Raw genomic sequence first — 14,126 nt, forward strand, 5'->3', positions numbered from 1 at the left:
TCGCCCTCTCCCCCTCCTACCTCAGGTACTCGGACACTCGGACATTCCCCATGCAGCTCATCGATACTCACGTTCATATCAACTTTCAGACTTTCAAGTCGGAGTTAGAAGCCATTCGAGAACGCTGGCGCGAAGCGGGTGTGGTTCGGCTGGTTCATTCTTGTGTAGAACCCGAAGAGTTTGCTGGAATTCAAGCAATTGCCAATCGGTTTGCAGAAGTCTCCTTTGCGGTAGGGCTTCACCCCCTAGATGCCGACAAGTGGAAAGACGAGACTGCAAGCCTGATTAGGGAACTAGCGATTTCAGACTCTCGGGTAGTGGCGATCGGGGAAACCGGACTGGACTTTTTTAAAGCAGACGATCGCGAACACCAGTTTAAAGTGTTTGAGGCACAGCTTACAATTGCCCAGGAACTCGACAAACCAGTCATTATTCACTGTCGCGACGCCGCCGCCCCAATGGCCCAAATGCTGCGGAACTTTTGGGAAACACGCGGCCCGGTGCGCGGGGTGATGCACTGCTGGGGAGGTACGCCCGAAGAAACCCAGTGGTTTTTAGATCTGGGTTTCTACATCAGTTTTAGCGGAACAGTCACCTTTAAAGGCGCCTTGCAAATACAAGCATCAGCTTGTATGGTAAGTAGCGATCGCATCCTAGTCGAGACAGATTGCCCTTTTCTGGCCCCCGTACCCCAACGGGGAAAACGCAACGAACCAGCTTACGTCTATTACGTAGCCGAGCAAGTTGCTAAATTGAGAGGAGTTTCTCTCTTAACTTTGTCTCAGCAGACAACCGAAAATGCTTGTCAGCTATTCGGCTTTTCACTTTAGCTTATTCAGAACAGAGAAACGAGGAAAACAGGTCGAGTTAGGGGCAAGCAACGGGGAAAATCTCATCTATATTCTTCAGAAAAAACCGAATTCATCCTTGATTTGAGATTCTTTGGGAGTTGCCTGCTGCGATCGGATTTGCGTCCTATAATAAAAAGAACCAGCCGATCGGGCGATCGCTTGGTATCGGCGCCATCGCAGTCGCCGCACTGCCAGCTTGGGCGAGGATACCCTAACCTTCAAAGCAGGCAAAAAAATCAAGCAATACCTCAAACTTACACATCACAAAAAACTTGGAACCTCAGCAATTTGGCAATAGCTGTCAAGTAAATTTTAGGAGTCAAATGTGTAGGGAATTTACCCGGAAACACCAAGATATCGAAGCTAAAAGCATCTCGATCGAAGCCAAAATCCGCACAAAACTACGGCGAGCGATAGGTAAAAATAACCGTTGCAGCAGTTGGCAGGCGATCGAAAACATCATATAAATTCTCTCACACAATCCATCAAAAAAACGCAACAAGGTAAAAAGGCCAAGCCTTGGCGCCATGTAAAAAGCTAGAGCCACTGCGGAAAAAGGACACCCATGACCACTAAAGATTACACAGAATTCGCCTTCACCCTGCCCGACCTGATCGAAATCCAGCGGGCAAGTTTTCGCTGGTTTCTAGAAGCCGGACTGATCGAAGAACTCGACAGCTTCTCCCCAATTACAGACTACACGGGCAAGCTGGAACTCCACTTCATGGGCAAAGACTTCAAACTCAAGCGCCCGAAATACGACGTAGACGAAGCCAAGCGCCGGGACAGCACCTACTCGGTGCAAATGTACGTCCCCACCCGCTTGATTAACAAAGAAACAGGCGAAATCAAAGAGCAAGAAGTCTTCATCGGCGACTTGCCCTTGATGACCGAGCGCGGCACTTTCATCATCAACGGTGCGGAACGAGTAATCGTCAACCAAATCGTGCGATCGCCAGGCGTATACTACAAATCAGAAACAGACAAAAACGGCCGCCGCTCCTACAACGCCAGCCTCATCCCCAACCGTGGCGCGTGGCTCAAGTTCGAGACAGACAAAAACGATTTAGTCTGGGTGAGAATCGACAAAACCCGCAAACTCTCGGCCCAAGTGCTGCTCAAAGCCCTAGGCTTGACAGATGGCGAAATCTACGACAGTTTGCGCCACCCGGAATACTTCCAAAAAACGATCGAAAAAGAAGGACAGTTCGGCGAAGAAGAAGCTTTGATGGAGCTGTACCGCAAACTGCGACCGGGCGAACCCCCCACCGTAGCCGGCGGCGAACAGCTCCTCAATTCCCGCTTTTTCGACCCCAAACGCTACGATTTGGGCAGAGTCGGCCGCTACAAACTCAACAAAAAACTGCGGTTGACAGTTCCCGACACCGTGCGGGTGCTGACATCCCAAGATATCTTGACAGCGATCGACTACCTGATCAACCTCGAATTCGACATCGGCTCAACCGACGACATCGACCACTTAGGCAACCGCCGCGTCCGCAGCGTCGGAGAACTGCTGCAAAACCAAGTCAGAGTCGGGCTCAACCGCTTAGAAAGAATTATCCGCGAACGGATGACCGTCTCCGACGCCGACTCCCTCAGCCCCGCTTCCCTGGTCAACCCCAAACCGCTGGTAGCAGCAATCAAGGAATTCTTCGGTTCCTCGCAGCTATCTCAGTTCATGGATCAGACCAATCCCCTAGCGGAACTGACCCACAAACGCCGGCTGTCCGCCCTCGGCCCCGGAGGCTTGACTCGCGAACGCGCCGGATTTGCAGTGCGGGACATTCACCCGTCCCACTACGGCCGGATTTGCCCGATCGAAACACCGGAAGGCCCCAACGCCGGACTCATCGGTTCCTTGGCAACCCACGCCCGCGTCAACCCCTACGGCTTCATCGAAACACCTTTTTATCCAGTGGAAAAAGGACGGGTGCTGCGCGACAAAGCCCCCGTATACATGACAGCCGACGAAGAAGACGACTTGCGCGTCGCCCCCGGAGACATCAGCCTCGACGAAAACAACAACCTCTTGGGCGAAACCGTAGCCGTCCGCTACCGCCAAGAATTCACCACCACCACCCCGATGCAGGTGGACTACATGGCGATTTCACCCGTGCAAATCGTCTCCGTGGCGACATCGCTGATTCCGTTTTTGGAACACGACGACGCCAACCGAGCTCTGATGGGATCGAATATGCAGCGGCAAGCCGTGCCGCTGCTGAAACCAGAACGCCCGCTAGTCGGTACCGGCTTGGAAGCTCAGGCCGCCCGAGATTCCGGGATGGTGGTAGTTTCCCGGATCGACGGCGAGGTGATTTACATCGACGCAACCCGGATTATTGTCAAGCCGCTGGCGGTAGATGCCGAGTCGAATTCCAGCGAAGAACATTTCATGATTCGGGAATACGACGACCTCAAAGCCAAGCAGCCCTCGGTTTGGAAGCAAAAATATGCCGGCTGCATCGAACACGAACTCCAAAAATATCAGCGATCGAACCAAGATACCTGCTTGAACCAGCGCCCGCTGATCTATGAGGGCGATCGCGTCGTAGCCGGCCAGGTGCTCGCCGACGGTTCTTCCACCGAAGGCGCCGAACTCGCCCTGGGCCACAACATCCTCGTAGCTTATATGCCCTGGGAGGGATACAACTACGAAGACGCCATGCTAATTAGCGAGCGCTTGGTGTACGAAGACGTATACACCAGCATCCACATTGAAAAATACGAAATCGAAGCCCGCCAAACCAAACTCGGCCCGGAAGAAATCACCCGCGAAATTCCCAACGTCGGCGAAGACGCTTTAAGGCAGCTAGACGAACAGGGCATCATCCGCAAAGGCGCTTGGGTAGAAGCCAGCGACATTTTAGTCGGCAAAGTCACGCCCAAAGGCGAATCCGACCAACCGCCGGAAGAAAAACTGCTGCGGGCAATCTTCGGCGAAAAAGCCCGAGACGTGCGCGACAACTCGCTCCGCGTACCCAACGGCGAAAAAGGCCGCGTCGTGGACGTGCGGGTTTTCACCCGCGAACAGGGCGACGAACTGCCCCCCGGCGCGAATATGGTCGTCCGCGTTTACGTAGCCCAAAAACGCAAGATTCAAGTCGGCGACAAAATGGCCGGCCGCCACGGCAACAAAGGTATCGTGTCCCGGATTCTGCCGATGGAAGATATGCCCTACTTGCCCGACGGCACCCCAGTTGACATCGTGCTCAATCCCTTGGGCGTACCGTCGCGGATGAATGTGGGTCAGATTTTTGAATGCTTGCTGGGCTGGGCGGGCGAAAACCTGTCGATGCGGTTCAAGATGGTGCCGTTTGATGAAATGCACGGGGCTGAAAAGTCGCGGGAAACCGTTCACGGCAAGCTGGAGGAGGCGCGCGAAAAAACTGGCAAGCCTTGGGTGTTCGACGAAAAGCACCCCGGCAAAACGATCGTCTACGACGGCCGAACTGGCGAACCGTTCGATCGCCCAGTCACCGTCGGCATCGCCTACATGCTCAAACTCGTCCACTTGGTAGACGACAAAATCCACGCCCGCAGCACGGGGCCTTACTCGCTGGTAACGCAGCAGCCTTTGGGCGGCAAAGCGCAGCAGGGGGGTCAGCGGTTCGGGGAAATGGAAGTTTGGGCTCTCGAAGCGTTCGGCGCAGCTTATACTTTGCAGGAGTTGCTGACTGTCAAGTCGGACGACATGCAGGGCAGAAACGAGGCTTTGAACGCGATCGTCAAGGGCAAAGCCATCCCGCGCCCCGGTACGCCGGAATCCTTCAAAGTGCTGATGCGGGAGTTGCAGTCTTTGTGCTTGGACATTGCCGTGCACAAGGTGAATACGAACGACGAAGGCAGCGAGCACGTTGAGGTGGATTTGATGGCGGATGCCGGCGGCAGGCGATCGCCCTCCAGGCCTACCTACGAATCGCTTTCTCGCGACGAACTCGACGAGGATTAGGGATTTTAGATTTTAGATTTTTTGGCAACATTCAATCTAAAATCTTTAATCGATACTCTCAAATAAAAATGCCTCAGCAGTGTTCGTACCACTGTTGAGGCGAATCAACGCTCTAACAAGGAGATGCGCTGACATGATTATTGTAACAGTTATCCCCGGAATTGAAGGAGAATTCGATCGGGAGACAGGCTGTATTAATTGGCAAGGCAGTAAGTTTGGTAACGGTTACGGGCGTAAGTGGATCGATGGCAAAACGGTATTAGTCCACCGATTAGTCCTCGAATCGAAAATAGCAGGATTCCTCGGTTCCAGTTATTTTGCTTGCCACACCTGCGACAATCCAGGCTGCATCAACCCGGAACATCTCGTAGCGGGGTCTGCTGCTGAGAATACCGGACAGATGATGGGGCGCGATCCTCTTCGAGGGCTGCGCTAACGCAAAACTCCCAGACGAAAAAGTATTGCGGGAAGTGGTAAATTGTCTATCCAACAACTGCGAGAAATTCAGACTAAATATTTATCTGGAACAGCCAAAAAACACCTAGCACGAGAGTATGGGGTACAACATGAAACTATTACTAAGATCGTTCAGACAAATATTCCAGATAATTTCACCACAGTTCCCCCACGCTTTGTAGGAGAAATTCAAGACAACGGCTGCATAATTTTCCAAGGCGCAAAAGACGGTGCCGGCTATGGCAGGTATTTAACAAAAGATGGGAAACAGGCAACAGTCACTCGTGCTGTTTTAGCAGAGAAATTAGGATATGAACTTCCCACCTATATGGATGCTTGTCATACTTGCGATACTCCCAGTTGTATTAATCCAGAACACCTCTGGGCTGGTACTCGTTCCCAAAATGCCTTAGATGCTTCCCAAAAAGGACGCACCCAAGGAAAAAGTCATCCCCTTTCCAATGCCAAATTAGACTGGGAAAAAGTGCGAGAAATCCGGCAAAAACTAGCAGCAGGAGAGAGAATGAAGGATGTAGCTGAAGCATACGGCGTAACTCCCTCAACTATACACAATATTAAGTATCACCTGACTTGGAAGGAAGCAGGCGAAGAGGTTCCGATTCCTCGCATGGGTGGATATCTCGATCGCAAGCTGACTTTTGCTCAAGCAGAGGATGTGCGAGAAAGAATTAAAGCTGGAGAATCTCTTGCTCAAATTTCTCGCGAATTGGGAGTGTCCAAAAATGTCATTTATGACATTAAAACTAATGCCACATATAAAGGAGTCTGATAGTGATTTAATTGCAAAACAATCAATCAAAACAGATTAATTAGAGCCAATAATTTCAAGTAAATCATCGAGTGGAGTCAAGAATGGCTAAGATAGAACAACGATTTGATTACGTAAAGATTGGGTTAGCTTCACCAGAAAGAATTCGACAATGGGGAGAGAGAACTTTACCCAATGGTCAGCTTACCGGCGAAATTATCAAACCAGAAACCATAAATTATAGGACATTAAAACCGGAAATGGACGGATTGTTTTGCGAGCGCATTTTTGGGCCTGCAAAAGATTGGGAATGTCATTGTGGCAAGTACAAAAGAGTGCGTCATAGAGGCATTGTTTGCGAGAGATGCGGTGTTGAAGTCACTGAATCTCGCGTCCGCCGCCACCGGATGGGATTTATTAAATTAGCAGCTCCAGTAGCTCACGTTTGGTATCTCAAAGGCATCCCCAGTTACATGGCAATTCTGTTAGATATGCCCCTGCGAGATGTAGAACAAATTGTCTATTTCAACGCTTATGTTGTGCTGAATGCTGGTAATGCTGAAAAGCTGCAATACAAGCAATTGCTCACAGAAGATGCTTGGCTGGAAATAGAAGATGAACTTTACAGCGAAGATTCCACGCTGACGGGCGTAGAAGTAGGAATTGGTGCTGAAGCTTTGCAAGTTTTGCTGCAAAATATTCCGCTAGAAAGCGAAGCGGAAAAGCTGCGGGAAGATATTGCTAATGCTAAAGGCCAAAAACGGGCGAAGTTAATTAAACGCTTGCGGGTAATTGACAACTTTATCGCTACGGGTTCTCAACCCGATTGGATGGTTCTCAGTGTAATTCCGGTGATTCCTCCGGACTTGCGGCCGATGGTGCAGCTAGACGGCGGGCGTTTTGCAACGAGCGACCTCAACGACCTTTATCGGAGAGTTATCAACCGCAACAACCGCTTGGCGAGACTGCAAGAAATTCTGGCGCCGGAGATTATTATCCGCAACGAAAAGCGGATGCTGCAAGAAGCTGTGGATGCGCTGATTGATAACGGACGGCGGGGCCGGACTGTGGTGGGCGCAAACAACCGTCCGCTGAAGTCGCTGTCGGACATTATTGAAGGGAAACAAGGTCGTTTCCGGCAAAACTTGCTGGGGAAACGGGTTGACTACTCTGGACGTTCGGTGATTGTGGTGGGGCCGAAACTGAAGATTCATCAGTGCGGTTTGCCGAGGGAAATGGCGATCGAGCTTTTCCAGCCTTTCGTCATCCACCGCCTAATCCGCCAAGGACTCGTCAACAACATCAAAGCAGCCAAAAAACTGATCCAGCGCAACGATCCCAGTGTCTGGGACGTGCTGCAGGAGGTGATTGAAGGACACCCCGTCATGCTGAACCGGGCGCCGACGCTGCACCGTTTGGGGATTCAAGCCTTTGAGCCGATTTTGGTAGACGGAAGGGCGATTCAGCTTCACCCGCTAGTCTGTCCGGCTTTTAACGCTGACTTTGACGGCGACCAAATGGCCGTTCACGTACCTTTGTCTCTGGAATCTCAGGCGGAGGCCCGCTTGCTGATGCTGGCTTCTAACAACATTATGTCGCCGGCAACCGGAAGACCGATCGTCACTCCTTCTCAAGATATGGTGCTCGGTTGCTATTACTTGACAGCCGAAAATCCTCACGCTCAAAAAGGAGCAGGTAATTATTTCTCCAACCTTACCGACGCGGTTGTAGCTTACGAACAAGGAGTCGTGGACTTGCACTCATACGTGTGGGTGCGGTTTCAAGGCGCGATGGAAAACACAGAACCCGAAGGTGAACCGCTGAAGGTGGAGCGATCGACAGACGGTACTGTGACGAAAGAATACAAGTTCCGTCGGGTTCGGTTCGATTCAGAGGGTAAGACGATCAATCAGTTTATTCGGACTACTCCGGGCCGGATTATCTATCACCAAACGATCGAATCGGTAATTAACAATTAGGAATTGGGCAATGGGTAATTGGTAATTCGTAATTGGTAAGTCCTAAAGGCGAAAAAAATGAGGTGCGACTTAGCGGCAAGGTACACAAAGCGAACCCTAAATATCGATGTTAGGCTGCTGAAATTCTATTAATTACCAATGACCAATGACCAATGACTAATGACCAATGACTAATGACTAATGACCAAATTACTAACAGCAGAAAAATGACAGAAAACAAAGAAAATAAGGAAATTGTTTTTCGCAATCGAGTTGTTGACAAAGGTCAGCTCAAAAAGTTAATCTCTTGGTCTTTCATGAACTATGGAACGGCCCGCACGGCACAAATGGCCGACAAACTCAAAGACTTGGGTTTCCGGTTTGCGACCAAAGCGGGAGTTTCGATCAGCGTAGACGATTTGCAAGTACCCCCAATCAAACGACAACTGCTGGATGCAGCCGAAGAAGAAATCCGGATCACCGAACAGAAATACACCAGAGGCGAAATCACGGAAGTCGAACGCTTCCAAAAAGTAATCGACACCTGGAACAGCACCTCAGAAGACCTCAAAGACGAAGTAGTCAAAAACTTCCGAGCCACAGACCCTCTCAACTCGGTCTACATGATGGCCTTCTCCGGCGCCCGGGGCAACATCTCCCAAGTGCGGCAGCTAGTAGGGATGCGCGGATTGATGGCAGACCCCCAAGGGGAAATCATCGACTTGCCGATTAAAACCAACTTCCGCGAAGGACTCACCGTCACCGAGTACATCATTTCCTCCTACGGAGCCCGCAAAGGCTTAGTAGATACCGCCCTCCGCACCGCCGACTCCGGCTATTTAACGCGCCGGTTAGTGGACGTATCCCAAGACGTAATCGTGCGGGAAGTAGACTGCGGCACCCAACGGGGAATTCGCGTGCGGCCGATGACCGACGGTGCGACCGTGCTGATTCCCCTGAAAGACAGGCTGCTGGGGCGCGTGTTTGCCCGAGATGTGGTGCACCCCAAAACCGGAGAAATCGTGGCTTTTGGGAACGAAAGAGCCGTGCGAAATCAGCCAATTACTGAGGAGCTGGCAGGGGAAGTTGGTAAAGCCGGAGTCGCAGAAGTTTATTTGCGATCGCCCCTAACCTGCGAAGCCACCCGATCGGTATGTCAGTGCTGCTACGGTTGGAGCCTCGCCCACTTGCAGATGGTAGACATGGGAGAAGCGATCGGGATTATTGCGGCCCAGTCGATCGGCGAACCGGGAACCCAGCTCACCATGCGCACCTTCCACACGGGCGGCGTATTCACCGGAGAAGTCGCCAAACAAGAACGCGCGCCTTTCCCGGGCGTGGCAAAGTTCAAGAACTTGCGCACCCGCGGATTCCGCACCAGACACGGCGAAGAAGCCCTCGTAGCCGAAAACAACGGCAAACTCGTATTCGAGGGCGACGGCTTTGAAGAAGGCAAATCCGGCGCCAAAAATCAGAAGCTCAAGATCGAACTGGCGATCGTCCAAGGTTCCACCCTGATGGTCAAAGACGGACAGCGCGCCGTCCCCGGTCAAGTTTTGGCAGAAGTGCCGATCGTCGGACGCGCCGCCCGCAAAACAACCGAAAAAGTCACAACCGACGTAGCATCCGACTTGGCCGGCGAGGCGAAGTTTGCTGACTTGGTACCCGAAGAAAAAACCGACCGCCAAGGCAACACCACCCGCACGGCCAGCAGGGGCGGGCTGATTTGGATTCTTTCGGGCGAAGTGTACAACTTGCTCCCGGGTGCCGAACCCGCCGTCAAAAATGGCTCTCGGATAGCAGCTAACAGCGTCATCGCCGAAACCAAACTCGTCTCCGAACACGGCGGCGTAGTCCGCATCGCCGACGAGCGAGAAATCGAAATCATCACGGCTCAAGTGCTGCTAGACCAAGCAATCGTCCGCGCCGAAAGCGCAGGCGGCCGCGACCACTACATCATCGAAACCGCTTCCAACCAGCGGTTTTCGCTCAAAACAGCACCCGGGAGCAAAGTCATCAACGGCGAAGTAGTGGCCGAACTGCTCGACGACAGCTACCGCACCGCCACCGGAGGCATAGTCAAATACGCCGGAGTCGAAGTCCACAAGCGCGGCAAAGCCAAACTCGGCTACGAAGTGGTCAAGGGCGGCACCCTGCTGTGGATACCAGAAGAGTGCCACGAAGTCAACAAAGACATTTCCCTGCTGCTGGTAGAAGACGGTCAGTTCGTCGAAGCCGGTACCGAAGTCGTCAAAGATATTTTCTGCCAAACCAGCGGCGCGGTAGAAGTAACCCAGAAAAACGACATCCTCCGGGAAATAGTCATCAAGCCCGGGACAATGCACGCGGTCGATCGCCCGCCCCTGACTTTGGGCGAGGGTCAAATAGTCAGCGCCGGTCAAGAAATCTTCCCGGGCTTGATTGCCGAAGAATTGGGCTATGCCGAATACATCGAAACCCCCGAAGGTCCAGCCTTGCTGCTGCGGCCGGTCGTGGAGTTCCCAGTGCCCGACAAGCCGCCCGTGCCTTCCCAAACGGCGCTCAACGAGTCGATCGCCCTCAAGGCTGTTCAGCGGCTGCCCTATAAGGACGGAGAGCGCGTCAAATCTGTGGAAGGACTGGAACTGCTGCGGACTCAGCTTATTTTAGAAATCGGTTCCGGGGCGCCGCAACTGGCTGCTGATATCGAGCTGCTGCCGGATGAGGATGATGCTTTCGCTTTTGGGGCGGACAATTCCGGCCCGGCTTGGGGATCGTCTGATGAAGCTGCACGGGAGCAGGATCTCGCTCTGCTTGAAACCGATGGGGGCGAGCTGCCGAATCGGATTTTCCGCTTGCAGCTAGTGATTTTGGAATCGCTGGTAATTCGGCGGGACGTGTCGGCAGATCCCACCCAGGGCAGCACCCACACGAGGCTGTTGGTGGAGGACGGACAGTCGATCGCCCCGGGGGCAGTGGTAGCCCGGACGGAGATTCTCTGCAAAGAAGCGGGGATTGTGCGCGGCATCCGCGAGGGAGTCAACGAACCGGTGCGCCGGCTGTTGGTGATGCGGGATGCGGATTCTGTGTCGGTTGAAGTGGCGGGTACGCCAGAGGTCAGTCCCGGTCAGTTGCTGGTGGCCGGTACAGAGGTAGCGCCTGGGTGCTTTCTCGAAGAATCCGGCCAGGTGGTGAAGGTTGTACCGCCGTCCGATTCCGGGGAACCGGCGAAAATTATCCTGCGGGTGGCCCGCCCTTACCGGGTTTCCGGCGGTGCGGTGCTCCACGTAGACGACGGCGACTTGGTGCAGCGGGGCGACAATTTGGTCATCCTGGTGTTCGAGCGGGCCAAGACAGGAGACATCATTCAGGGTTTGCCCCGGATTGAGGAACTGCTGGAGGCGCGGAAGCCGAAGGAGGCTTGTATTTTAGCCAAGCGGCCGGGGACGGCTCAGGTGGTCACCGACGACGATGTTGTGGAACTGGCGGTGGTTGAGGATGACGGTCGGATCGAGCAGTATCCTTTGTTGCCCGGTCAAAACCCGATCGTGTCTGACGGCCAGCGCGTGGGCGTTGCCGAACCTTTGACGGACGGGCCTGCGAACCCTCACGAGATTCTGGAGGTATTTTTCCAGGTGCTCAAAGAGCGCCAGCCGACTTTTGAGGCGGCTTTGGAGAGTTTCCAGCAAGTGCAGACTTTCTTGGTGAACGAGGTGCAGTCTGTCTATCAGTCTCAAGGCGTAGATATTTCCGACAAGCACATTGAGGTGATTGTCCGCCAGATGACGAACAAAGTCAGGATGGAGGACGGCGGCGACACTACCATGCTCCCGGGCGAGTTGGTGGAACTGCGGCAGGTGGAGCAGGTAAACGAGGCGATGTCGATTACTGGCGGGGCGCCGGCGGACTACACTCCGGTGCTGCTGGGGATTACTAAGGCTTCGCTGAATACTGACAGCTTTATTTCGGCTGCTTCGTTCCAAGAAACTACGCGGGTGCTGACCGAGGCTGCGATCGAGGGCAAGTCTGACTGGCTGCGCGGGCTCAAGGAAAACGTGATTATCGGCCGCTTGATTCCTGCGGGTACTGGGTTCAATGCCTACGAGGATGCTAGCGTTCAGGATGCGGGTTTTGACGGTGCCGTGTTTGATGACGACATCCAGGATTTGCAGGAGGATGTGGTGTTGGACGATCGCTCGGCGCGCCGCAAGTATACGATCGAGAGTCCTTTTGATGTCGGGCGCGACTCTGACCTTGAGGCCGATGAGGATTTTGATGAGGTTGAGGTTGATGAGGACGATTTTGTCCCTGATACTGATGATGATGCCTTAGGGGCTCACGCCGACGAGGATGATGATATCGGTTACGACTTCGACGAGGACGAAGACTAAGAGGAGTGTTTTGAGATTGCCGCGCAGCCCGCGATCGCGAACTGCGCGGCAATTTTCTGGTTCGTCGCAAGCCGCGCTCTTCGAGCGCGAGTGGAAAAATCTTAAATTTCTTAAGCCTAAGAGTCTCACCCCGAGTGAGGTATGTCTGGTAATGGGGAAAAAGGTAATGGGTAATGAATAATGAGGGAGTGAGCTTTTGAACCGCAAGCTTTTTCCCCATTACCGATTACCTTTTTCTTTCATTGCCCAAGCGTCCGCGAATCTTTCGCTCATGAGTGCTATACCTCAAAACTTAGAACTCAAAACTCATAGGCGATCGGCACATCCACTCGCCGGGACACTCTCCGTCAGAAGATATGAGTCAGAAGGCATAAATCCGAATTCAAGAAAACTTGATTTTCCAGAATTTTAATTGTTTGAACTTGGCCTTACAATTAGGGATCGTCTCCTGCTTTGTAAAAAGCATTTTTTTGTTTGAGTGCGAGTTCATATAGCACAGCACGGGTTATACAAGACTCGCTCTTGACTGGGGACGCTCCCACTCGCGACAGCTTGCGCACAGATGCTCCCAACAATTAATACCAATTATTAAAAGTCATGCAACATTATTCGTAGGGTGCGTCGAAGAAAGACAATTCCGGCGGCATAAAGAGCGACAATCTCACAGAGCCGCACCTTACACAATCGTTGAGTCAACAAGCCCAACACTTGTTTTGTAGCAAGACTTTTTATAAATGGTATAAGACTCTTTCTTCCTTCTTCCTTTTCTGGCGAGGATAACTAAAACCTTCGCGTCTTCCCTCCATTACATCCGTTACATCCGACGAGTCCGAATCTGTTGCCGAACTTCCTTCTCCATATATGGTTCGCTCACTGAGGGAGCAAAGCCTTGATCCGATCGACAAACTCTTGATGGTCTACTACGGGTTTAGAGATGTAACCGTCGGCACCGCTTTGATCGAGAAACGTTTCTCTATCACCAGCCATCGCGTGAGCAGTCACCAAAATAATCGGCAGCGAGGCTGTTTGCGGGTCTGCTTTCAGCAGTTGAGTAATCTTAATGCCGTCAACAGATTTTCCCTGGTACACGCTCCGCGAAAGAGACACGTCCATTAAAATCAAATCAGCTTCGCCGGATGCTGCAATCTGCATCACTTCTTCAACATTTTCCGTGTGCTTGACGGCTAAGCCCCCCCGCTTCGTCAGTATTTTGGAAAAAACCCGAGCATTGACCAAATCGTCCTCTACAATCAGAACGGTTTTCATAAATAAATATGGGAAGTATGGAAACTTTGCGACTTTAGTCCAAAGAGGAACACGGCACGGGGATTACATTCCCCGTCAAAAATGCAGAGTTTTTAGCGCCATCAGCCGGGAAAGACTGCAAAACCCGCATATATATCCTTGAGCCACTAACTCTCAGAGGGTGTACAGATGCCCAGAAGCATCCATTACCATCATTTAGACTACTACATACAGACAGTTTAGTGGTTTTTTAGAACTAGACCTAACACTGGCGATAGTCTCAAGATTCCCCGGCAGCAAATTTTTAGTAAGGTGTTGTAGATTTAAATTGTATATTTGAATTCCCTATTCCCCTTCACAGTCAAATCCTCGAACCACGAGCGAGAATCCCCCTCTCCCCCTCGAACATCACAGACAATCTCTGGCGGGAGGTGCTGCTTATCCTCTCTTTCGGTCAACCTTCCGACTTGTACCATTTTAGATTTGAGATTTTAGATTTTAGATTTTAGATTGGGCATGATTGAT

At 52.2% G+C, this 14,126-nt stretch carries 8 protein-coding genes; 6 read left to right on the top strand and 2 right to left on the bottom strand.

Translation table 11 applies throughout. The features are described from left to right. Positions 1–50 precede the first annotated feature (50 nt). The gene (locus QUB63_RS30550) at positions 51–830 is read left to right on the top strand and encodes a TatD family hydrolase (RefSeq protein ID WP_332949157.1); all 780 of its coding nucleotides are present in this window, start codon (positions 51–53) and stop codon (positions 828–830) included. A gap of 75 nt (positions 831–905) precedes the next feature. Here QUB63_RS30550 and QUB63_RS30555 read toward each other — a convergent pair whose 3' ends face one another. Next, positions 906–1,091, bottom strand: coding sequence for a hypothetical protein (locus QUB63_RS30555; protein WP_332949127.1), 186 nt, complete (start codon positions 1,089–1,091; stop codon positions 906–908). Between the two features lie 325 nt (positions 1,092–1,416). Here QUB63_RS30555 and rpoB point away from each other — a divergent pair, with 325 nt between their 5' ends. From rpoB to QUB63_RS30580, 5 genes are all read left to right on the top strand, one after another. Continuing rightward, positions 1,417–4,803: a DNA-directed RNA polymerase subunit beta gene (gene rpoB / locus QUB63_RS30560; protein WP_332949128.1), complete on the top strand. Its 3,387-nt coding sequence runs from the start codon at positions 1,417–1,419 to the stop codon at positions 4,801–4,803. Positions 4,804–4,936: 133 nt separating this feature from the next. Continuing rightward, a complete protein-coding gene (locus QUB63_RS30565) occupies positions 4,937–5,239 on the top strand; it encodes an HNH endonuclease (protein WP_332949129.1) in 303 nt (100 codons plus the stop codon). 42 nt (positions 5,240–5,281) lie between these two features. Further along, positions 5,282–6,049 carry an HNH endonuclease gene (locus QUB63_RS30570; protein WP_332949130.1) on the top strand — a complete coding sequence of 256 codons (768 nt, stop codon included), beginning with the start codon at positions 5,282–5,284 and terminating at the stop codon, positions 6,047–6,049. An 83-nt stretch (positions 6,050–6,132) separates the two neighbouring features. Next, on the top strand, positions 6,133–8,007 hold the full coding sequence (locus tag QUB63_RS30575) for a DNA-directed RNA polymerase subunit gamma (RefSeq protein WP_332949131.1): 1,875 nt from the start codon (positions 6,133–6,135) through the stop codon (positions 8,005–8,007). 206 nt (positions 8,008–8,213) lie between these two features. Continuing rightward, positions 8,214–12,356, top strand: coding sequence for a DNA-directed RNA polymerase subunit beta'' (locus QUB63_RS30580; protein ID WP_332949158.1), 4,143 nt, complete (start codon positions 8,214–8,216; stop codon positions 12,354–12,356). Positions 12,357–13,226: 870 nt separating this feature from the next. Here the strand turns inward: QUB63_RS30580 and QUB63_RS30585 are convergent. Further along, positions 13,227–13,622, bottom strand: coding sequence for a response regulator (locus tag QUB63_RS30585; protein WP_332949132.1), 396 nt, complete (start codon positions 13,620–13,622; stop codon positions 13,227–13,229). Between the last annotated feature and the right edge of the window lie 504 nt (positions 13,623–14,126).

The sequence above is a fragment of the Microcoleus sp. ARI1-B5 genome (assembly GCF_036705795.1).
Taxonomy (GTDB): Bacteria; Cyanobacteriota; Cyanobacteriia; order Cyanobacteriales; family Microcoleaceae; genus Microcoleus.

Bases quoted from the DNA above. Each gene is read 5' to 3' on its own strand.
- QUB63_RS30550 (WP_332949157.1), top strand. From the start codon at position 51: ATGCAGCTCATCGATACTCACGTTCATATCAACTTTCAGACTTTCAAG.
- rpoB (WP_332949128.1), top strand. From the start codon at position 1,417: ATGACCACTAAAGATTACACAGAATTCGCCTTCACCCTGCCCGACCTG.
- QUB63_RS30565 (WP_332949129.1), top strand. From the start codon at position 4,937: ATGATTATTGTAACAGTTATCCCCGGAATTGAAGGAGAATTCGATCGG.
- QUB63_RS30575 (WP_332949131.1), top strand. From the start codon at position 6,133: ATGGCTAAGATAGAACAACGATTTGATTACGTAAAGATTGGGTTAGCT.
- QUB63_RS30580 (WP_332949158.1), top strand. From the start codon at position 8,214: ATGACAGAAAACAAAGAAAATAAGGAAATTGTTTTTCGCAATCGAGTT.
- QUB63_RS30585 (WP_332949132.1), bottom strand. From the start codon at position 13,622: ATGAAAACCGTTCTGATTGTAGAGGACGATTTGGTCAATGCTCGGGTT.